A 22,435-nucleotide genomic window follows, 5' to 3' on the forward strand; every position below is an offset into this window, starting at 1 on the left:
ACGGCATGCCCCCAGTGCATAGGGCCCCAAATGGTAGCATCCGGATTGTGCTGAAAAAATAAATGATAGGTGCCATTATAATATACCATCCCATTTGGGTCGTTCATCCATCCTTTTTTAGGGGTGAAATGTATGCCCGGGCGATGCATTTCTCCATCCTGTGCCAAGGTAAAAACCGGTAATAGTATTGCAATTAAAAAATGCCTTACCCACATAATTTGAGCTTTTTTTCTGATTAATCAATCTGGTATAATTTCAGGTTTTTAACCTGCATGCTGCCATTTACAGCGTAAAATCCCCAATAGTTATTGGACAGTGAATATATCCGCGAAGTCAGCGCCACCTTATCATCTACATACACCGTGCATACAGAACCATCTATTACTGCTTTTATCTGGTACTCTTTGCCGGGGTCAAAAGCAAAATTTATAGTGGCATTCATACGCTGCATATAGATCCCGGAGATACTATTCTTTGTTCCATCAAAGTCGATATGATAATAGTTACCATTCAGGAATGACTTATCCATCCCGAACACAAGGCTGAACTGCGCGTTGATGTCGACACCTGATAGCGTGGCTGTTATCATTTTTTTACCACTTATCTGATCAAAAACTATAACGGCGGGAGTGGCTGCCGCTTTAAAAGCAATGCCTGCCTGATCCTGCCCGATAGCGGCATCTTTATATACGGTATGTGGTGTAACATAATCTGTAAGCCGGCTCTCCATTCCCCCCGGCAGCTTTACGTTTAGCGTACCATCGCTATTTTGAGACAACTGATGGGAAACCAGGTTACCTCCCCAAAGCCGGGCACCGTTATCATTGTTGTCGGTATTGCGGGGCACCCATCCGCTCAGGTAACGCTCCGTTTCATTTCCAGCTGTTTTACCTGCATAAAAATATGCGCCATCCAGCAAGTCATTGGCAGGTTTTGTCCAGGGACCATTGATAGAGCTGCTATAGCGATAGTGCACCATTGGGTGATCTCCGTTTTCGGAGAATACCAGGTACCAGTAGTCACCAAACTTAAATACGTCAGGACATTCCATCATTACATAATTATCTACGTCCGCTGTATAAAATAACCCTTTATAGGTCCAGTTGTCCGCAGCAGGATCTGTAGTGGTATATTTTGTAATGACAGCCCTGTTATTAAACCTGGAAGCTACCAGCATCAGGTACTCGTTTGCTTCTTTGTTATAAATGACCGCTGCATCTCTGAAATTATACAGGTCAGTAAACCCATCCGGCGAATAGATGGTATATCCGTAATGTTTGGTCCAGTTCTTCAGATCTGTACTGGTGGCGTACATAATACACTCCCTCGACTTTCCGAAAGCCCAGTTCCCTTCATCAGAATAAGTATAATACATGTAATATTTGTTCCCAATTTTGATGACTGAGCCGGTTCCTATTTTGGTATCCGGCTGATCGGCATTCCCAAAGGGCATTATCCTTCCATCATATTGGTAGCCCGAAAAATCAATTGTTTCAAATGCATGAATGGGGTGAAATCCGTAGGAGGTCCAATCTCCGTCATGCAGATAAAAAATATGATAAGCGCCGCTATCATAAAATGGCATGGGATCCCCGACAAACCCGGAAGAATAATATGGCTGGGTGCCTGCAGGCTGCATCCACATAGCCGGTGGTGCGGGATACAGGGGTTTGCCAGCTATGGCATCGGGAGTGAGTGTTGCCGTATCGCTTTTCTTACAGGCAAACAAAGTAAGGACCGCACACATGCACCAGAAATGCTTATAAGTGATATACATAATAGTACAGATATTTTTAAGGATGCGTTACAGTAATATTGCTGAAAGTGGCATCGCTGTGATCTACAAAAATCCCCCAGGTGGTATTGGGTGCCCGGTAAATACGATTGGTGAATGCCACCTGGTCGTTGATATATACTACCACCACGGAATGTTCCACTACAATCTGCACCTTATAATTGGTATTAGGTACAAGTGTTACCGGCACATCATTTACAGGGATGCTATCTACCAGGCTCCGGGGTTTCGTTTCAAACCTGAATTTATTAAGGGCTGGTACAAACCTCAGCTGGTACGTATTCTCATAGCCATCGCAGGCCCCGATAAAAAATCCAAAGTCCTTCGATGAGCTGGCGTAAGATACTGTTGTCGTAATCATATATTGATCCCTGTTTACAGGATTATATAATACGTTTGCCACATCAAAATCGGCATTGCTAACAAGCCGGTATGACTCCGTGCCGGGGACTGTGTTTGTTACATTTCCCCATTGGCTGTTTTTGGTAAATGCCTCAGGCGTATTTTCCAGCCAGGATTTTACGGTATGAGGGATGGAAGTAGCAAGATCACCATTGGGCAAAGTATATATCTTATGCGGGACCAGGTTTCCACCCCATTCAGGGGTTCCACTATCTGTATTACCGGATAAAGTATAGCACCAGCCAAATATATACGCATCCCCATATCCATCAGGAATAGCCTTTGCTGCATAAAAGGCGTTTCCGTCGATACGGTCAGGCCCTACCGGCATACTCCAGGGACCATTTAAGGAAGTGCTCTTCCTGTAATGTACATATCTTTTACTGGCATCATTAATGCTCTGATCCGAAAATAGCAGGTAATAATAACTGCCATATTTAAGGATAGACGGACATTCCATGTTAAAATAATTGTCATTTCCACCATCATAGAAAACATCCTGGTAAGTCCAGTTCAACAGGTCAGTGGAAGTATACTTTGCTATTACACCGCGCCATGCACCATTATGATTTTTTCGCGCAGCGATCAGCATCATCCAATTATTATTATCGTTGTCACGGATTACGAATGGATCCCGCCAGTTATCATTCTCGTCATAACCAATGCCTACCGGTGAGTAGATGGTGGTAAAGCTGGTATCTTTCACAAATCCGGCTACAGGATTGGTGGAGCTGGCCAGCATCACCCCCTCTCTTTTTACGCCATTTGTACACCCGGCAATGTCCGGATTATGGCCTGTGTAAAATGCATAATAGGTATTCCCATTTTTTACTACTCCTCCTGCACCAACAGAATTATCCTGGGCACAGGCATCACTGGCTGATGCGATAATAGTACCGGTTTCCGTATAATTATGAAAATCGGATGTCACAAAGCCAAACCAGGGGTGTTTTTGCCCTGCGGCACTCCAGATATTTTTTAAGAAATACAGTTTATAGTTACTGGCAGCAGCATCATAGTAAGGTGTAATATCCCCCACCCGCACATTGTCTGAGCACATGCGGTATATTGAGTAATTGATGTTTTCTGCTTCTGCTGTGCATTGAGGTGCAGTTGTAGTGCTTAACGTTTTGTTTTTTACAGCACTGATAGTTTCATAAGAATGTTTATTACAGGCGGTTGACGCAACTGTAATCATCAACGTGAAATGAACAAGTTGTTTATGCATGCCGGTAAGGTTTATTATTTATTCAGATACTTCAGCACATTTGCTGTCATCTTCTTAACATTGGGCAGGTAGCTGTTTACAGGCTGATTTGCTGCATTTGCAGGATCAGCTTCTGAATACCAGTCATAACAACCCGAACTAATGGTAATAGCTTTACCATGTTCTGCAGTTCTGGGAAACTCAGCCATGGTCACTACCGTATTATGATCGCCGTCCCATTCTGTACTACCCAGGTCAATACCTCCTGTTTGCGCACGCCAGTTGGCGATGGTACCATAGCCTCCCCAATCTGGTATGTACCACTGTGCAGTATGATTGAGCCGGTAGGTACCATTGGAAAGCGTATAGGCAGTGGCATAGGGTTTATCAGGTGTTAGTGTGAGGCCCGCGAATGCAGGATGGTCTTCATGCCCTTTGAAAGATATACCCCAGGCCCAGTTTGGTTCAAGCCATTGTTTGCCGGCCGGATCGCCGAATGAGTTATTGGGTGCCTTTCCTGCCGGTACTATGCCCAGCCCTTCCACATATTTTGCACCATAAGCAGTAAGGAGGAAAGAACCTCCATTGGCATAATATGTTTTTAATGCGGAAATCACAGCAGCATCAAAAGCTATTGCCGGCAGGTCCTGGGTATTATCTTCATGCCACCAGATGGCCCCGTAAGTGCTGAGATCAGCACTGTGATTTTTGATACTGGCGAAAGACATGAACTGTGCCTCCGGGTTGTCATTGATCAACCATGTCCATGCTGCTTTTTCATCGGGATCGGCAATATCATTTGCAGTAGCGGCGGTGCTTAAGAACGCAACTTTTACCGGTGAGGTAATTGTTACTGTATAGTCGATAGTCACCTGGCCTTTGGTAATCTTATAGATCACCGGGTCTGTAAAATCTACCACCTGCCCACTGTCGGGAGTTGCAGTTGCCCCGGTCACAAGTTGTATACCAGGAGTGAGCACTGTAAGATCAGTACCTGATGGCACAGTTGCTTTAATTGTGCGTGCAGTATTGTCTATCTCCGCGTTTACACCTTTTACAACGAATGCATGGATGACCGTTTCTTCTGAGGCCGTCGCTGTATAGTCCTTATAAATATTGCCGTTAATGACCCGAAACCGTACAGCATTTTTCATATTTACCGTGGCGCCGGAAGCTGGTGTTACGGTGGCCCCCGTTGGCAGATCAATTACAGGTGCAACTTTGGTGAGATCGGTACCGAAGGGTAATGTAATATCAATAGTACCTTTTGCCGTATCAATGGTACCCTTCGCTCCATTTACTGAAAAAGAAGTAATAGCAATATTGCCGGAAAGATCCAGTGCTATACCGCCGTTATTCTTCTCACAGGAAGAGAGCAATAATAGCGCTATTATATAAGACAGAATTCTTTTCATAACGTAGCAATCTTAATAGTTGATATTTTGTTTGTATACGCCCCTGCTAAAATTGAGCTGATTCTGAGGAATGGGAAGGTATTCATGCTTGTTTTTTGTGAAATTCCCGCTGTTAAGGAAAGGATGCCGGGTTCTTTCCACACTGAAATAACTGTTTAATGTTTCGGCAGCTACCCCCCAGCGTACCAGGTCGAAGAAGCGTTGATTTTCCTGGCCCAGTTCCAGGCGGCGTTCAAATCGCAGGGCCTTCCGTGCGGTGGCCTGATCCCAGGTGATATTAACTCCGGGTGTATATAGGCCCACTTTATAATTGGCCTCATAACTGCCATCAGCTTTTTTCAATCGACCCGTACTATTGGCAGCACGCTGACGTACAGCATTGATTAACGGCAGGGCATCTGCCTGGCGCCCCAGTTCAATGAGTGCTTCGGCTTTCATCAACAGCACTTCGGCAAAACGCATCAGGATCTTGTTCTTTGAATTGGGGAAGAAGGGCGGGCGGGCTAAAAAGTATTCACCGTCCGGGGATACGTTTTCTTTCATGGAAGCGTAGTCGCCATATACAGCAGGATTACGGTTCCAGGTTTCTTTATACACCCGGGTAGATTCATATTTCCAGTTGAATTCCGGAATACCAACAGTATGATTTAACCTGGGGTCTACATTATCCTGTTTGGGCGCAATGTTAACATCATTAAAATTATCCAAAAGGGGAAGCCCGTTTACATCTGTTCTGAATGCATTTACAAAGTTCTGGCTGGGTTTGTGAAAATCGCAACATCCCAATCCTTGTGGCACACTCAGTGCTTCACCAATATTAAGGTGTCCTGCATCAGTACCGTCATTTTGGGAGAACTGTATTGCAAACATACTCTCCGGGCCGTTTTCATATGTTCCCGGCAAAAAATTATTACCATAATCGTCTTCAAGATGATAAGCTGAATTCATGGCCTGGTCGCATGCATCTACTACCTGTTGCATTTTCTGCATATCTACCCCGGTTACATTATATTGTTCGTCCTGTTTAAATCCCTGGTAGAGCCTTGTTTTGGCCAGGAAGGCATAGGCAGTCGCTTTAGTGGCACGGCCCTTATCTGTTTGTACAACCGGTAAATGGTCAGCTGCGTATTGAAAATCCCCTGCAATATTTTCCCAGATACTGTCGCTGCTGAGTGCAGTATTTGATACCTTTCCATAATCATCCAGTGGCACGTTTTCATCCAGGTAAGGTATCCTGTTAAACAATTCTTTCAGCATGAAATAATAAATGCCTCTTAGCAACCGTACTTCTCCGGTACGTTGTTCTTTTAGCGGAAATGCTGTTTTATCAATTTTATTAAGATAACCCAATGCGGTATTAGCTCTGCCGACTCCCAGATAGATCCGGAACCATTGGCCGTCAAAAGGCCAGAAATCCGCACGGGTATTGGCAAATGTTTCCATAAAATGAAACTCCTGCCCGTCGCCTTCATCGCGGCCACCTTTATACGCATCGTCAGAGCGCACATCGCCATATTCCCATAAGCTATACGATACATTAATGTCCCCACTGGTTAATATAGCGTAAGCAGCGGTTACAAACTGATCTATATTTTCAGGGGTTGCTACCTGTTCGGGGCTCAATACTCCCTGTGGTTCTATATTCAACTGCTTGTTACAACTTACTGTTAAGATGCCTGCTACAATGAGAATATATATTATCCGTTTCATGGTAAAGTTGTTCGTGGTAAAGAATTAAAAGGTTACATTCACACCTCCTGTAAACACGGCAGGATTGGGATATCCGAATCCAGGATTCTCGGGATCAAGACCGGTAAATGATTTGTTCTTATGTATGAGCCAAACATTATCTCCCCCTACATACACCCTTAATTTTTGAATACTGAGACTGTTGAGTAACTGTTTTGAGAAGGTATAACCCAGCTGAATATTTCTGAGCTTCAGGTAATCGCCCTTTTCTACAAAATAGGTAGAGAACCTGGATTCAAAATTGTCGTCTGTAGCTGATAATGCGGGAATAGACGAATTCGGGTTTTGCGGTGACCATGCATTCAGCAACCGGCTTCCTTTATTGGAACCTGTTTCCCGCACACTCCAGAAGTCCGTATTGTATTTTACATCATTTATAACGTGGTTGCCCTGTACTCCCTGGAAGAAAGCCGAAAAATCAAGGTTTCGCCATTGCAGGCCCAGGTTTAGTCCGTAAATAAAATCAGGATGTGGGGTGCCTATCCAGGTACGGTCTTTGTCATTAATGACGCCGTCATTGTTCAGGTCTTTATAGCGGATACGACCCAGTCCTTTGCCCAACTGTGTGGCAGATTCCTCTACTTCATGCTGTGTTCTGAACAACCCATCTGTAACATATCCATAATAGGAATTCAGGGCCCGTCCAAGAATGTTATCATCCAATCCGTTGCCGCCGTAGTTGTTCACCACAGATTCCGGCAGTTTGGTGACTTTATTTTTATACCCTGATATATTTCCGGATACCTGGAATTCAACTTCACCAACATGCCCATGGTATGCAAGCACCAGCTCCCAGCCCCTGTTTTCCATGGAGGCACCGTTTACCCATTGATTGCCAGCTTCGCCCATCACACCGATATAAGGCGGCAATACCAATATATCATTTGTCTTCTTTATAAAGTATTCGAAACTCCCCGTCAGTTGCTGATCCCAGAATCCAAAATCAACTCCGTAATTGCTCATGGTGGTGGCTTCCCATTTGAGCTGATCATTTCCCCGCTGTGTAATATGATATCCTGATGGCAGTGTACCGGTATTGGCCCCTGCTATATCGTAAGATGTACCATTATAATCCGTTACATAAATGGAGTAAGCACCGATATTGCTGATTTCCTGGTTGCCTGTCTGGCCCCAGCCGTAACGGAGTTTCAGATCGCTGATAAAGGAAGGGACATTTTTCCTGAAGTACTCCTCCTGGCTCAAACGCCAGCCCAGTGAAAATGCAGGGAAAGTGCCAAATTTGTGGTGGCTACCGAACCGGGAAGAGCCATCCCGGCGTATGGTAAATGAAGCGAGGTACCTGGAGTCGTAAGTATAGTTTACTTTTCCGAAGTAAGACATCAGCGCATTGATGGCGCCGCCCCCGCCATTATTTTTCTCCCCCGTTCCCGCATCCAGGTAAGTATAGTCCGGATCTTCTATTGCATAATTTTTTCGGCTGGCCCAGAAGGAGAAATCATTTTGTTTATAACTTTCAGTTCCTGCTACCGCGTTTACCAAATGCTTGCCAAAGGTGCGGTTATAATTTAGAGTATTGGTCCATGTAACCCGGGAACTGTTGGAATAATTCATTGTTAACAGGTTTTCATTACCTACCAGGTAGCCTGACTGGTACTTTTTCTGAAAATTGTCAGATAGGTAATTACCATAATCAATACCCGCACTGGTACGCAGGTTCAGCCCTTTGATAATGGACAGGTCCGCGTATACATTTCCGAATATTCTAAGATACTTGTATCCATTTTGCTGATTATCCATCAACAGTCTTACGGGGTTCTGCCGATCGTTCATGCCCCCCCAGGGACCTCCCCAGCCAATACCATCTACCGTATGAACAGGTACAATAGGCAGTGCCTGCAAAGACAGATTTAATACACCCGGGTCCTGCACTTCTTTGGTACGGTTGATCGTAAAATTCTCCCCCACCTGCAGGCGTCCTTTCAGCAATTTGTTATTAGCATTCATTCGTGCAGACAGGCGATTAAACCCCGTGGTTTTTATTACACCTTTATTATCAAAATATCCGACAGAGAACAGGTAGCTGCCTTTCTCCGTCCCATTTGTAATAGACATATCATAAGACTGCACAATACCCGTCTGGGATATGGCATCAAACCAGTCCGTATTGGAAGTACGCATAGTCCTTCTGTCTCCATCGATGTATTCCGGCAAGAGGATCTTATCCAGTACTGGTGTTCCATTATCTACATGCCATAGGAAATTATACCCGATACTATTGGCGTTAGGGTCCCTGCCGGTATTGACAGCCGCCTGCCAGTAGGCCTGGCCGTAACCACCTGCATTCAGCAATTTAGGTTTTGTAGTGTAGGTTTGTACGGCCGTATAAGCATTGGCATTTACCTGCATTCTTCCGGAGCGACCTTGTTTGGTAGTAATAATAATGACACCATTGGCAGCACGCGCTCCATAAATACTGGCAGCTGATGCATCTTTCAGCACCTGCATGGTTTCTATATCACTGGAGTTTAGTTCGTGCAAGCCGGCTTTGGTAGGTACACCGTCGATGATATACAGGGGGTCGTTATCATTCAGTGTGCCTACACCTCTTATACGTACCGTTACCGGTGCACTGGGTGAGCCACTGGATGTAATAAAAACACCCGGTACCTGCCCCTGTAATGCTTTGATTGGACTTGCTACCGCCTGTTTCTTTACGTCTCCTACATTTACAACACTTACAGCCCCGGTAAGATCTGCTTTGCGCTGCGTTTGATAACCGGTTATTACCACCTGGTTCAGGTCTGAAATGTTAGCAGACAATTCCGCAGTCACTTTCCCGGTTGCGGGCACGGCTACCGTGATGGTGTTCATACCCACACATGAAATAGTGATCAGTTCTTTTACATCGGCTTTTAGTGAAAAGTGCCCGGTGCTGTCTGTAATAGCTGTTTGTTTTTGCGAGATGACCGTGGCACCAATAATAGGGGTGTGATTACTCTTGTCTGTTACAGTACCTTCGACCTTCATTTGTTGTGCAAAGCCCTGACTGGCTATACACAAAAAGATCATTGTTAGAATTTTTCTCATAGTCGTGGAACGTTTTACAATAAAATAGTTCGTTTATCAATCGTGGATATTAGCCCGGTCTACTTCACTGACATGATAATCCGGGCAGCCACCTTCCTTTGTGGCTACAAATGCCCCTACTTTGCAGGCAAACGTGAGTGCTGCATCAATATCTTTATTTTCAATAAATTTTGATAGAAATGCTGCGAGGAAACTATCGCCGCTGCCTATGGTATCGGCTACCTGTACTTTAAAGCCTTCATGCAAATAGTACTGATTGTGGTAGCTGACAGCGGCTCCCTTTGCGCCCCGGGTCACGATGAGTGTTTCTATGTTGAACCTGTCCTGCACCAACCGCATTTTTTCTTCAATACCGATATAGTTGCCATACCAACCGGCTACGAGTCCCAGTTCTTCTTCATTCATTTTCACTACCTCTGCTTTCCCAAGCTGATAGGTTATATGCTCCCTGTTAATAAAAGGGGCTCTCAGGTTAATGTCGAGTACTTTCCTGCAGGGCAGTTCCATTAAATCCAGTAAGGTATTCCTTGATGTTTTGCTACGCATGGCCAGGCTGCCAAAAACAAAATAGCGGGCCTGGGAAATGAGGACTTCGTGATCAGGTTGTCGCTCTATATAATCCCAGGCAACATCTTCTACGATATCGTATTTCATATCCCCCGCTTCGTTGGGGTTGGCAAGTACAATACCTGTTTTGCGGTTTCCCCCCATTTGCACAAAGCTGGTATCAATACCCCTGCCTTCAAAGATCTTAATCAGGGCAATACCTCTCTGATCGCCCCCCACCCTGGAAATAAGTGTAGCTTTGCGCCCGAGTTTTGACAGGTGGTAGGTAACATTCATTGGTGCTCCTCCCGGTAGTTCCCGGCCGGGCAATACGTCCCACAGGATCTCACCAAAACAGACAATCTCGTTGTGCTGATTCGTCATAATAATTGGTTCTTATAATTAAAAGGTCTTAAACTGGCTGGGTAATGGTTCCAACACTTTTAGCTTCTAATTTTTTTTCCATCTCTTCCAGCGATACACCTTTCGTTTCCGGCATTTTCAGTAATACCCAAAGCAATTGCCCTATCATCATCACGGTAAAGAACAGGAAGATCTTTGCAGGACCGATGGCAGGGTTATTGGCAAAAAATGGAAATACGCTGGTAATAATGGCCGCCATGACCCAGTGAACAGAACTTCCCAGCGACTGGCCATAAGAGCGCACCTGGTTAGGAAAAATTTCGGAGATAAATACCCATATCACGGCCCCCTGCCCTATAGCATGGGAGGCAATGAAAAGAAATACAAGTGCAGGTACTACCATGCCGCCCAGGTATTGGAAGTAAAATGCGGCGGCGATAGCGCCTAAAGAAATGATGTACCCGACAGAGCCGATCAGCATCAGGCTTCTGCGCCCCAGCTGATCTATCAGCCAGAGTCCCAGCATGGTAAAAATCATGTTTACCAGGCCAACCCCGGCGCTTTGCAGGAAGGCAGCACTTTTGCCCAGACCCGCTAATTCAAATACGCGCGGGGCGAAGTAAATAATGGCATTAATACCTGAAAGCTGGTTAAACATGGCAACGAGTACCGCCATGATAATGGGCCTGATATAGCGCTTTGAAAAGAAACCCGACAAACTGGCCTTTTCCCTGTCTGCACTTTCCTCCTGCCGGATTGCCAGGATAGCGTCATCCACTCCTTCCGGATCTGATATCGCTAATATTTTACGGGCGGCGGCGTAATCATTCCTGTGCACCATCAGCCAGCGTGGGCTTTCGGGCACAAAATAGAGTAGTACTACAAACAGGGCTGCCGGTATAGCCAGTACTCCCAACATCAGACGCCAGGCTTCCGGCCCCTGCGAGGTGAGCAGGAAGTTGGAAAAATAAGCCAATAAAATACCAAACACGATATTGAACTGGAAGGTGGCTACCAGTTTTCCCCGGCTTCGGGCAGGGGCAATTTCTGAAATAAACATAGGTGCCACTACGGAAGAAGCCCCCACACCTAACCCACCGATAAAGCGGAAGATCATAAAAGTAATAACGTCATGTGCCAGGGCGGAACCTAACGAGGATATAAAAAATGAGATCCCAATCCAGAGTAATACTTTTTTACGCCCATACTTTTCTGCAGGAATGCCTCCCAGTAATGCGCCGATAATTGTTCCATATAATGCTGCTGCCAGTGCCTGGCCGTGGACTATATCGCTTAAGTGCCAGATTTGCTGTATTTGTTGTTCGGCCCCTGAGATGACCGCTACATCCATTCCAAAAAGCAAGCCTCCCAGCGCAATTACAATGCTCCAAAATAAAAGTCTGTTTTTCATAACGTCGTGAATCAATCTTTTTTAATTGCTCCGAAAATAGAACCAGGAGGTGCAAGGCATATTTCAATTTTGTTTCAATTACTTGCAAACTTTAAAAATGATTCAAATATATGGTTATCAATATCATAAAATTATCACAACCGATCCTTTTTTAATTTTTGTTTCAGTTCGTTTCAAAATTGTATCACTTTATTATACTTTTGGTCAGGATGATTTCAAAAACAGGTTTCCTTTATCTGGCTATATTATTGCTCCCTGCCTGCCAGGAGAAGCAGGATAAGACATTTGTGATCGGCATATCCCAATTGGGTGATGCAGATACCTGGCGCAGGGAAATGAAAGAGGAGATCGACCGGGAACTGGTATTTAACCCCGATTTAAAAATATTGTACAGGCAAGCCGACTATAACAGTTCGGAACAAGTACAGCAGATCAGGGAGCTGGCTGCCAATAAAATTGACCTGCTGATCGTATCCCCCAATGAAGCAGCGCCGCTCACACCAGTTATAGACAGTTTATATAAGAAAGGAATCCCTGTGGTGGTGGTAGACAGGAACATTTCTTCAGACTCTTATAATTCATTTATAGGTGCGGATAATATTGAAGTGGGCAAACTTGCCGGTCAATATGCCGCCAGTTACCTGAACAAAGCCGGTAATATCATTGAAATTACCGGGCTCTCCTCCTCCTCCCCTGCCTTACAGCGGGAAAAAGGATTTGGCGATGAAATGGCCCGTTATCCACATATAAATCTTACGGTAATAAAAGGAGATTGGCTGGAAGGAAGTGTGCAACAGCAGCTGCCGCGAATGGGAAAAGTGCTGCAAAATACCCGGCTCATTTTTGCACATAACGACGTGATGGCCAATACTGCCGCCACCATTTGTAAACAACTGGGATTTCCCGATATCAAGGTTATTGGAGTGGATGCACAGCCGCGTACCGGCCTGGCCTTTGTGGAAAAGAAGTCACTGCTGGCTTCCGTACTCTACCCCACAGGGGGAGGTGAAGCTATAAGGGCCGCGGCTAAGATCCTTCATGGCCAGCAAGCTCCCAAACGTGACTTCCTGAGAACCATTATTGTGGACAGCACCAATGTGGTGATGTTGCAACAACAGTTCAACCGGGTTATTGCACAGCAAAAGGACATTGTACGGCAGGATGGCCTGTTAAAAGAACAAGCGAGAACTTTTAGGACGCAAAAAAACCTGATCCTGATCTTAATCGGCAACCTGGCGTTGCTATTGATGCTTTCCGGGCTGCTTATTTATTTGAGAAGAAAAAATATAAAGGCTTATAAGCTGCTTCAGTCTCAAAACAGTGAAATACGCTCCCAGAGCGAGCATATCAAAGAAATGGCGCAGCAGGTACAGTTGGCCAGCGATCAAAGGAGCAATTTTTTCACCAATATCTCGCATGAATTAAAAACGCCGCTCACCCTTATTCTTGCGCCGACAGAAGAAGGTCTGCAAAACCCTAAGACACCCTCCCATATCCGTTCGCAGTTTGCCCTGATCAGGAAAAATGCCTCCCGCCTGTCGCTGCTGGTCAATCAGTTAATGGATTTTCGCAAGCTGGAACTAAACAAAACACGGCTGAAGATACAGGAGGTAGACATGCTTCCATTTATCAACGATATTCTCGACGCATTTAAAGGGCTGGCGCAACAACATCATATAGACTGTAGACTGATTACCAGGGAAGCGTCGGTTAAACTATGGATAGATCCGGAGAAGATAGAGAAAGTATTTTTTAACTTACTTTCCAATGCATTTAAGTTCACCGCTGATGGCGGCCATATTTATGTGATGATCGAAAAAAACGACAATGTCACCATAAAAGTGGTCGATTCGGGATATGGGTTGAGTGCCCAGGATAAAGAACGGATATTTGATTTCTTTTACTACGGGGATGTTCACAATCAAAATGGCAGTGGCATTGGCCTGGCATTGTCAAAAGAGTTTATAGAGCTGCATCACGGAACAATTGTTGCGGACAGTGAAAAGGGCAAGGGTACCGAATTTACGATTACGCTCCCTATGGGTAATGCTCATTACAGCGACGAACAAATTGTACCTGTCAAAGACTGGGGCTACAGCAGCGAAACGGATACATGGATTGCTGATTACGATATCGGCACTTCACTGGCGGCTGTTCATCCTCCGCAGGCAGGATCCGGGCCAGCTACCGGCAATACCCTCCTCATTGTTGAAGATAATGATGACCTGAGAACATTCCTCGCCAATCGCCTGAGTGCACAGTTTTCTATAGTGACCGCAAAAAATGGTACGGAAGGTATTCGCATGACTTTTGAAGAAATGCCGGACCTGATTATATCAGATATTATGATGCCGCAAACTGATGGATTGCAGATGGCCAAAATACTGAAAGCAGATATCCGGACATCACATATTCCCATCATCCTGTTAACAGCAAAAATTACCGACGAGCAAAAGGTTGTAGGATTAAAAACTCATGTAGATGCCTATATCACCAAGCCATTCAACAATGAAGTATTAGAAGAAACGATCAAAAACCTGTTGGAAAACCGGCAGCGCCTGAAAACGCATATTGTTGCCGATATTCCCAGAGAGGCGCTGCCGCAGGCCAATAAAAGTGAAAAAGCGTTTCTGGCAAATTTCAATGCGATTATAGAAAAGAATTTATCGAATGAGAATTTTTCCATCCAGGAACTGTGCGATGAAATGGGCTTGTCGAAGATCCAGTTGTACCGGAAAACAAAGCCGCTGCTTGATGTAAGCATTACAGAATACATTCTTATACAACGGGTGCAGAAAGCGAAATATTTAATACAGCATCACGATCTTTCTTTTGCTGAAATAGCGTATGAAACGGGTTTTGCTACGCCTTCTTATTTTTCGACTTCGTTTAAAAAAATAACAGGGGTAACGCCTAAGGCGTATAAGGAGAAGTATGGGGCGAAATCATAGTCGTCTTACCGCATCATCCCCTGGTGATGGCTCCACAATTTCGCATACGCCCTATCCTTCTTCATCAGCTGGTAATGTGTGCCTTCTTCTGCCAGCAGACCATTTTCCAATACAATTATCTTATCTGCATTCACCACAGTGCTCAACCGGTGTGCAATCACAATTACGGTTTTCCCAGCTTCACGCAACTGCTGCATTACCTCCTGTACCATATGATCAGAGATAGGATCCAGCGACGAGGTGGCCTCATCCATGATCAGTACCTGGGGATCGCGGTAAAGCGCCCTTGCAATTGCCAGCCGCTGACGTTGCCCTCCGGACAGATTGGCGCCATGCTCCCCGAGCAGGGTATTGAAACCATCCGGCAGCTGCTCAATAAAGCCGGTAATATCCAGCCACTGTGCCACCTGGATCACGCGTTGCATATCCGGTTCAAATTCACCGACAGCAATATTGGAGGCTACGCTTCCGTGAAAGAGATCGATGTGTTGGGGCACCACGCCTATCCAGCGGCGTAGACTTTCAGGGTGGATGTACCGGATATCCGTTTTCCCAATGGAGATATTTCCTTCCTTCAATGGATAGATATTCTGTAACAACGCCATCAGCGTGGATTTACCCGAACCACTCTCCCCTACTACCGCCGTTATGCTTCCTTTCCTGATGTGCATACTGAACTGCCTGAATACTTCTTTCCGGGTACCATAACTGAAAGAAACATTATTGAAAGTAATATCCCCGCTATGCTGTGGGGAGAGGTCCATTTTATTGGCAGTATCTTCCTGCTGCAGGTCCATGATCTCAAAAAGGCGGTCAGCAGCAATCAGCGCATCCTGCACGCTTTTGTTGGCGCCAATAAGACTGGCGGCAGGCCCGGTAAAGTAATTGATCAGCGCATAAAATGATAACAGGGCGCCAACACTCAGCTGCTGATCCAGTACATAAGTGGAGCCCGTCCACAGGATGATGATCACAAAAAAGTTAGTGATAATACCTGCAAAGCTGCCGATATACATGTTGGCCATAGAAGAATGGTAAGTGGTTTGCAATACCTGAACGAAGCGGCTTTCCGTTTTCATATTGGCGAATTCCTCCAGTGCAAAACGCTTGATTGTGGCCACACTGTTCAGCGATTCTACAAGCTGGCTGCCCAGTTCCGCGTTTTCTTCCATCAGCCTGCGCTGGTATTTCCTGTTAACCCTGTTACTGACCGCATAAATAATGAGGAAGAGGGGAATGATAAGTAGCATGATCAGCGACAATTTCCAATTATAACTGAACATGAGCCCAAAGGAAAATACTACGATGAAGCTGTTCACCACCAACGATATGGATACGTCGTTGATGAAAGCACGGATCTTGATAGCATCGTTAATGCGGGAAGTAATTTCCCCTACCCGCATGGTATCGAAAAACTGCTGGGGCAACAGGAGGAGGTGCTTATAATAGCCTAGTATGAGCCGGGCATCCAGTTGCTGGCCGGTTTTGAAGATGAAGATACTTTTCAGGTTACCGATGAACAGTTGCAATACGAGGATGATCAGCATAGCAACGCTGAGCAGATGGAGTAGGTTTCTGTTCCCATCTACCAATACATTATCTACAATTTTTTGTACATAGATAGATGTAGACAACCCCAGTACAGTATAGATCATGGCGCCAAAGATAGCCTGTATCACCACAGAGCGGTGCGGGCGCATTAGATACCAGAAACGCTGCAGGTGCGATACTTTCCTGTTGCCCGCCTGGAATTCATCTCCGGGCAGCAGCAGTACCAATACGTTCGTCCACATTGCTTTAAATACCTCGTGGGTAAGCCTGTGGTACTGGCCATCGCCGGGGTCCATTACTACCACATGTTTGGCTGTTACCTGGTAGATGACCACAAAATGCTGTAACAACCCGTTCACCACTACATGGGCTATAGCGGGCCTGGGAATGCCGGCCAGGGCTTCGAACGGCCCTTTCACGCCTTTTGCCTGGAAACCCAGCTGCTGGGCAGCGGTAATCACCCCCATCACACTGGTACCCTTTCTATCGGTACCTGCATATTGCCGGATCACCGCCAGGGGGATTTGCAGTTTATACCAGGCTGCCACAGAAGCCAGGCAGGCAGCACCGCAGTCAGTAATATCGTGTTGTTTGATCTTCGCCCCGCGTTTCAGCCGGGCAGAATGATTAGCGTTCATGTGTCAGTAATAAAAGATCAGGTTTTGTTTTCAGCTACAGCCGCAGGACCCTTTCGGGTATTCGGATTGATCCAGTCGTCGGTTTTATCGTATAATAGCTGGAAAAGGCTACGCTGGGTAAGAATGAACCTGGCCTGCAAGGTCATTCCCTTTCTTAACGAGGCGCTCACTCCATTGGTGGTGGTAAGCGTGGTGCCGGCAAACTGGCATCGTACCTTGAATGCAGGCTGGTTGTTGATCAGGACAAAGTCATTATCGATTGACATTATTTCGCCCTTTGCCATTCCCCATTCGTTATAATTGAAGGCATCCACCTGGAACCTGGCTGTCATTCCTTTTTTAAGGTAGCCGATATCGCGGGGGGAAACATAGCATTCTGCGATGATATTGGAGTCCGGGGAAATGATTCCAAGCAGGTCACCAGCCTGGAGATAGCCTCCCGCATACTTTCCTGTAAATTGTTGCAGGGTGCCGCTCACCGGTGCTTTGATGAGGTTCCATTCTTTTTCTTTGGAGAGCTGCTGGTTATCGGCGCGCAGGCGATTATCTTCCAGCCGCAGCTGGTTCAGGTCATTGGCCCAGGTGCTGCGCTGTTGTTGTACAACTGATTCGAAGGCTGCTTTGCTTTTTTCATATTCATATTTCCGGTCCAGGTATTCTTTTCTGGCAATTACCTTTTCCCTGAAGAGCTTTTCATACATTTCCAGGTCGAGCCGCAGTTTTTCCACGGTAGCGGCCTGTTCCTGCAGGGAGGCGCGAAAACGGGCATATTGCTGCTGGTATAGCGGGGATTGAAGCCTGTTGCCGCCTGCTACCAGTGTTTGAAGATCCTTTATCTGGGCTTCCCGCTGGGATAATTCGAAATTATTCTGTGCCAGTTTGCTGTTGTTGATATCTTCCTGTAAGCGCAGAAGTACCTGTCCTTTCTCTACCCTGGCGCCATCGGTTACAAGTACCTGTTCTATCGTACCTGCCACCAGGCTCCGTAACTCCGTTTTTTCGGTAACCGGCCGCACGATCCCGTTGGCGGCGATGGATACATCTACCTTAATTAACGGCAAAGCTGCCAATATACACAGGATGCCTACCAATACGGTTACATAAATTACCTGGGTATGCGCACGTACCCGGGGCAACCAGTTAAATACGGAATGCTGCATGATAGCGGCAGGAAAAAGGGTGGGTTTCATGAATGGGATCAGAATGGTTATGTCTAATATAACCATTTAGCACTCACGGGTACTGGAATGGCAAAACAAAAAACAAACTGAACAATGATCTTCAAAATGAATAAAAATGAACAACCAATCTGAGCGTAAATTCAATCCTGAAGTATTAAATTCGGTAACTGTAGTCATGTTCAGAGAAGCCAGTCTTCAGCAACGTTAGCCATCAATCATACCTTCCCCAACATATTAGAGGTTAATTACGATAAACCCAGTATGACCTTTTTATAATATGCTAAATTTTACAACATGAAAAACATCTATCAACTAGAACCCTTGTCTGAGCAGGAACTGATCAGCACAAACGGAGGTGGTTTACTCGATGGCCTCGGTGGCCTGGGCCTTGGCAGTACCGGTAGCTCAGTAGATTATACTGGCTATACGTATGCAATGGGCACCTCCTACATAGCCACCAACAGTGGCTTTGCCAGTTATATGGCAGCTCTTGGTCTGGGAACAACCTATTTTCTAAGCCAATTGAAGTTTCCGACTTCCTGAGGTAACCCGAACTCAATTATTTACATTTTCTCAAAAAAAACCACATGAAAAATTTCGAACAATTCGAACAGTTTACCGCATTGAATTTGGATGAAGCTACAGAGATTAACGGGGGCAGCCTGTTAGGTCTGGGCGAACTGGGACAAGGTTTAGGCGTTGGTCTGGCTGGTCTGGGCGGTGGTCTTGGCGGCGGACTTCTTAACCTGGGTACTGGCCTGGGTAGCGGCTTTGCTGGTCTTGGTTCCGGCCTACTCCTTACCGGTGCTGGTTTGGGCATCGGTCTCGCCAATATTGGCATCGGCATCAAAAACGTAGGAAGCATTTTAACACCCGGAGCATAGGTATAACAGACTTCAGAGGTTGTTCCGGATTTCGGGACAACCTCTGAAGGTTTTACAAATCGAAACTTCTGGCGGATAGGATGGACGGGGAACTGCGGATATAGGAAGCAGGGCAGCCTATTTGCAATTCACTTTGAATTATTACTTAACTTCAGACAAAGTTAATTTAACCATATATGAGTAAATTCGTTATCACCCAAAGCTCCAACGGAGAATTTCGTTTTAAACTCAATGCCGGCAACGGTGAGCCTATCCTGGCCAGTGAAGGCTATAACGCCAAAGCAGGTTGCACAAACGGTATAGAATCTGTGCGCACCAACTCCCAACATGATGAACGATTCGAGAAGAAAACTGCTGCAAATGGGAAACACTATTTTAACCTGAAGGCTACAAACGGCCAGGTAATTGGCACCAGCGAGATGTATGAAAGCACCTCCGGCCGTGATAATGGCATTGCTTCTGTTAAGAATAATGCCCCTACGGCTACTGTCGATGACCGTACTGTTTAAGACTTTTTATTACATGGCCGGATTATGGGTCCGGTCATGTATGGTATTTAGAAACTACTTTCCTTCCAGCCAAACATAGCAAAGCTTCGCCGCAGTTACAAATACATCTATCTTTTTCGGATCTTTCTGGCTGTACGCTCATTACATCTCTTGCATAAATCAGGTAGGATTTGAAGCTTTTAAGTGACTATTAACAACTCAAAACCAAATACACAAGATGATAAGTAATCATACTTCTTTCTTTTCTACCCCATCAAATGGAATCTGGAAGATTTTTGCGTAAACCTCCATTTGCTCCGGCACAGACTCATTATTATCCAGCCAATCCAGTTGGATCTCTAATGGCTTTCTCCCATCAATAAAGGACAATATCAGGTAAATAAATAAACTGCTTTCACCGACTTCCTTCCTTATAGCATAACTGCGTAAAGACTTCCAGCCATAAGTCTCTTTTTTGTACATGATACCTTCCTGGTTCAGTTCCAGTACCAGGGAATTTCGAATAGCAGTCCAGCTACAGCCGCAGCATGCAATCAGGCCGACAATCAGAAATAACCAACCAAAAAATGAACCAACACTTCCACTTACCAACCAGTAACAGCCCTGGCATGCGGCAAGGAAACCAAAGAGTGCCGCTACTGAATAGGCGAGGCGGTGCCTTCTATATTGTACTGTGGGTAATTCCATATGCGTGCAATTCAGCAATATTACACAATTTCCAGCGGATGGCACCCTGTATGAAGAAGGGGTAAACCGGGTAATCGATTGTTGAATTTAAATAAATTGAAGCCGCTGCACCCCTTGATCAGTATTGTTGACGGCATCAATAATCATATTGAGGTAATGTTCAGTTGTGAATCCCATATCACAGGATTTTACAAGATTAGTTATACCGACAAAATCAAAGGCAAAGTTAAGTACGGGCAAGGTTATTATGATTTTGATGAAGGTGGATTGTTATTCGCTGCCCCCAATCAATTAATGGGTGGCAGCGAACACAATGGCCCTTATTCCGGCTATAGTCTCTTCATACATCCCGACTTCTTATTGGGTTACCCGCTAGCAAAAAAAATAAAACAATATGGTTTCTTTTCTTATGCTACTAATGAAGCATTGCATCTTTCGGATGCAGAGAGGAATACGATCATTGCTATTTTAAAAAGTATCGAAACCGAACTGGCACTACCAATTGATGACTTCACCCAGGAAGTATTGATAACGCAAATAGAGCTGCTACTCAATTACAGCAACCGCTATTACAAGCGCCAGTTCATTACCCGTAAGGCCGTCAATGCAGGTGTGCTGCAAAAAATGGAAGCCATTCTGGATGACTACATCAATAGCGAAAAAGGCATCCCAACCGTTCAATATCTGGCAGAGCAGTTAACGATTTCTCCCAGTTATTTGAGCGATATGCTCCGCATCCTTACCGGCCAAAATGCACAGTATTATATCCATGAAAAGCTGATTGAAAAAGCAAAAGAACAGCTGACAACAACGAACCTGTCGGTTGCAGAAATTGCTTATAAATTGGGCTTTGAGCACTCCCAATCCCTAAGCAGACTATTCAAGATCAAAACTAACATGAGTCCTGTAGCATTCAGGGCCTCATTTCATTAAACCGCAACGCACGCTACGTCAATACTAACCATTTAACAGCAACAAAGCGGTTTGCCACCTATCCCTCGTGGAAATACAGAAAGACAATAGATATCAAACAAAATAATGGATAACGTTAAGATCCGGGGTCGATGATCAGATATCGAACCAAAAAAGGCTTCAAAACAAATAAGTTCTGAAGCCTTTTTATTTCGTGATCCCGTTGGGACTCGAACCCAAGACCCATACATTAAAAGTGTATTGCTCTACCAACTGAGCTACGGAATCTGACCTCGTTTTCTTTCAAACGGAGCGCGAAGATATGGAAATATTTATTCCTGCCAAATAATTTCCATATTTTTGTTTTCATGAGACGTTAGCCAATCTGATAACCCAATGAGTAACTGGAATACCGCTATCTGCAAAACAAACAATATCACCATTCACTATACCAGAACCGGTGGAAATAAACCTCCTCTCATTCTCCTGCACGGATTAATGACGAATGGCCTGTGCTGGACAGACCTGGCACGTACACTGGAAAAGGATTACGATGTGATCATGCCGGACGCAAGAGGACATGGACTATCAAGTGTGCCTGATTATGGTTATCAATATGATGACCTGGCAAATGATGTAGCAGGCCTGATACAGGCGTTAAAACTACCGCCGCCTTTCCTGGTTGGGCATTCAATGGGTGGCATGACGGCTGCAGTGGTAGCAGGTAGTAAACCCAATATACTAAAAGGCGTGATATTGGCCGATCCGCCCTTTATCAGCCCTGAAGTGCAACGCGAAGTGTGGGATAGCGACGTAGCCGAGCAGCATAGAAAGGTGTTGCAGCTATCATTGGAAGAGGTAATAGCAGATGGACGGGCCAGACATCCTCACCGCTCATTGGAAACAATAGAACTGTTTGCAAAGGCCAGATTGCAAACCAGTATGGCCGCTTTTAACGTATTGACACCGCCATATCCTGATTATAAGACATTGGTGAGTAGCATCGATATTCCGGCATTGCTCGTATTTGGCGACAGAGGTGTTGTGACTGCTGAAATTGCAAAGGAGCTGCAGGGACTACAGGTAGAACAAATTGCCAACGCCGGGCATAGTTTGCATATGGACCAGCCGGAACGCTTTGCTGCTATTGTTAAAGCATTTCTGTCATGATAAATGTCTTTGACAG

Annotated in this window: 16 protein-coding genes, 1 tRNA gene and 1 pseudogene; 6 read left to right on the top strand and 12 right to left on the bottom strand. The window is 45.3% G+C overall.

All coding sequences use genetic code 11. The features are described from left to right. The 8 genes and pseudogenes from ABDW16_RS15950 to ABDW16_RS15985 form a co-directional block, all read right to left on the bottom strand. Positions 1–215, bottom strand: a pseudogene (locus ABDW16_RS15950) (glycoside hydrolase family 32 protein); the annotation flags it as partial. A gap of 20 nt (positions 216–235) precedes the next feature. Continuing rightward, positions 236–1,777, bottom strand: coding sequence for a glycoside hydrolase family 32 protein (locus ABDW16_RS15955; protein WP_343671016.1), 1,542 nt, complete (start codon positions 1,775–1,777; stop codon positions 236–238). 16 nt (positions 1,778–1,793) lie between these two features. After that, positions 1,794–3,425, bottom strand: coding sequence for a glycoside hydrolase family 32 protein (locus tag ABDW16_RS15960; RefSeq protein ID WP_343671017.1), 1,632 nt, complete (start codon positions 3,423–3,425; stop codon positions 1,794–1,796). Between the two features lie 14 nt (positions 3,426–3,439). Beyond that, on the bottom strand, positions 3,440–4,819 hold the full coding sequence (locus ABDW16_RS15965; RefSeq protein ID WP_343671019.1) for a DUF4960 domain-containing protein: 1,380 nt from the start codon (positions 4,817–4,819) through the stop codon (positions 3,440–3,442). A 12-nt stretch (positions 4,820–4,831) separates the two neighbouring features. After that, positions 4,832–6,529, bottom strand: coding sequence for a RagB/SusD family nutrient uptake outer membrane protein (locus tag ABDW16_RS15970; RefSeq protein ID WP_343671020.1), 1,698 nt, complete (start codon positions 6,527–6,529; stop codon positions 4,832–4,834). 24 nt (positions 6,530–6,553) lie between these two features. Further along, a complete protein-coding gene (locus ABDW16_RS15975) occupies positions 6,554–9,616 on the bottom strand; it encodes a TonB-dependent receptor (protein ID WP_343671022.1) in 3,063 nt (1,020 codons plus the stop codon). A 36-nt stretch (positions 9,617–9,652) separates the two neighbouring features. Continuing rightward, the gene (locus tag ABDW16_RS15980; protein WP_343671023.1) at positions 9,653–10,546 is read right to left on the bottom strand and encodes a carbohydrate kinase; all 894 of its coding nucleotides are present in this window, start codon (positions 10,544–10,546) and stop codon (positions 9,653–9,655) included. 28 nt (positions 10,547–10,574) lie between these two features. Then, positions 10,575–11,936 (bottom strand): sugar porter family MFS transporter, encoded by a 1,362-nt coding sequence (locus ABDW16_RS15985; RefSeq protein WP_343671024.1) that lies wholly within the window; start codon positions 11,934–11,936, stop codon positions 10,575–10,577. 209 nt (positions 11,937–12,145) lie between these two features. On the opposite strand from ABDW16_RS15985, the gene ABDW16_RS15990 reads away from it, so the two are divergent. Then, positions 12,146–14,887, top strand: a complete 2,742-nt coding sequence (locus ABDW16_RS15990; protein ID WP_343671025.1) for a substrate-binding domain-containing protein — start codon at positions 12,146–12,148, stop codon at positions 14,885–14,887. 5 nt (positions 14,888–14,892) lie between these two features. On the opposite strand, the gene ABDW16_RS15995 is transcribed toward ABDW16_RS15990, so the two are convergent. After that, positions 14,893–17,076 (bottom strand): peptidase domain-containing ABC transporter, encoded by a 2,184-nt coding sequence (locus ABDW16_RS15995; protein WP_343671027.1) that lies wholly within the window; start codon positions 17,074–17,076, stop codon positions 14,893–14,895. A 17-nt stretch (positions 17,077–17,093) separates the two neighbouring features. Beyond that, on the bottom strand, positions 17,094–18,266 hold the full coding sequence (locus tag ABDW16_RS16000; RefSeq protein WP_343671028.1) for an HlyD family efflux transporter periplasmic adaptor subunit: 1,173 nt from the start codon (positions 18,264–18,266) through the stop codon (positions 17,094–17,096). Between the two features lie 285 nt (positions 18,267–18,551). Between ABDW16_RS16000 and ABDW16_RS16005 the strand changes: the two genes are divergently transcribed. The 3 genes from ABDW16_RS16005 to ABDW16_RS16015 all read left to right on the top strand — a co-directional run bounded on the left by ABDW16_RS16005 (position 18,552) and on the right by ABDW16_RS16015 (position 19,650). Next, a complete protein-coding gene (locus tag ABDW16_RS16005; protein ID WP_343671029.1) occupies positions 18,552–18,800 on the top strand; it encodes a hypothetical protein in 249 nt (82 codons plus the stop codon). A 44-nt stretch (positions 18,801–18,844) separates the two neighbouring features. Continuing rightward, positions 18,845–19,141, top strand: coding sequence for a hypothetical protein (locus ABDW16_RS16010; protein ID WP_343671030.1), 297 nt, complete (start codon positions 18,845–18,847; stop codon positions 19,139–19,141). A 176-nt stretch (positions 19,142–19,317) separates the two neighbouring features. Beyond that, the gene (locus ABDW16_RS16015) at positions 19,318–19,650 is read left to right on the top strand and encodes a YegP family protein (protein ID WP_343671032.1); all 333 of its coding nucleotides are present in this window, start codon (positions 19,318–19,320) and stop codon (positions 19,648–19,650) included. A 228-nt stretch (positions 19,651–19,878) separates the two neighbouring features. On the opposite strand, the gene ABDW16_RS16020 is transcribed toward ABDW16_RS16015, so the two are convergent. Further along, positions 19,879–20,337 carry a hypothetical protein gene (locus tag ABDW16_RS16020; RefSeq protein ID WP_343671033.1) on the bottom strand — a complete coding sequence of 153 codons (459 nt, stop codon included), beginning with the start codon at positions 20,335–20,337 and terminating at the stop codon, positions 19,879–19,881. 114 nt (positions 20,338–20,451) lie between these two features. Between ABDW16_RS16020 and ABDW16_RS16025 the strand changes: the two genes are divergently transcribed. Continuing rightward, entirely contained in the window at positions 20,452–21,270 is an 819-nt protein-coding gene (locus tag ABDW16_RS16025; RefSeq protein WP_343671034.1) for an AraC family transcriptional regulator, read from the top strand. Between the two features lie 194 nt (positions 21,271–21,464). On the opposite strand, the gene ABDW16_RS16030 is transcribed toward ABDW16_RS16025, so the two are convergent. Then, positions 21,465–21,537 (bottom strand) — tRNA-Lys (locus ABDW16_RS16030). A gap of 108 nt (positions 21,538–21,645) precedes the next feature. On the opposite strand from ABDW16_RS16030, the gene ABDW16_RS16035 reads away from it, so the two are divergent. After that, a complete protein-coding gene (locus ABDW16_RS16035) occupies positions 21,646–22,419 on the top strand; it encodes an alpha/beta hydrolase (RefSeq protein WP_343671036.1) in 774 nt (257 codons plus the stop codon). Positions 22,420–22,435: the final 16 nt, after the last annotated feature.

The organism is Chitinophaga sp. (assembly GCF_039596135.1).
Taxonomy (GTDB): domain Bacteria; phylum Bacteroidota; class Bacteroidia; order Chitinophagales; family Chitinophagaceae; genus Chitinophaga.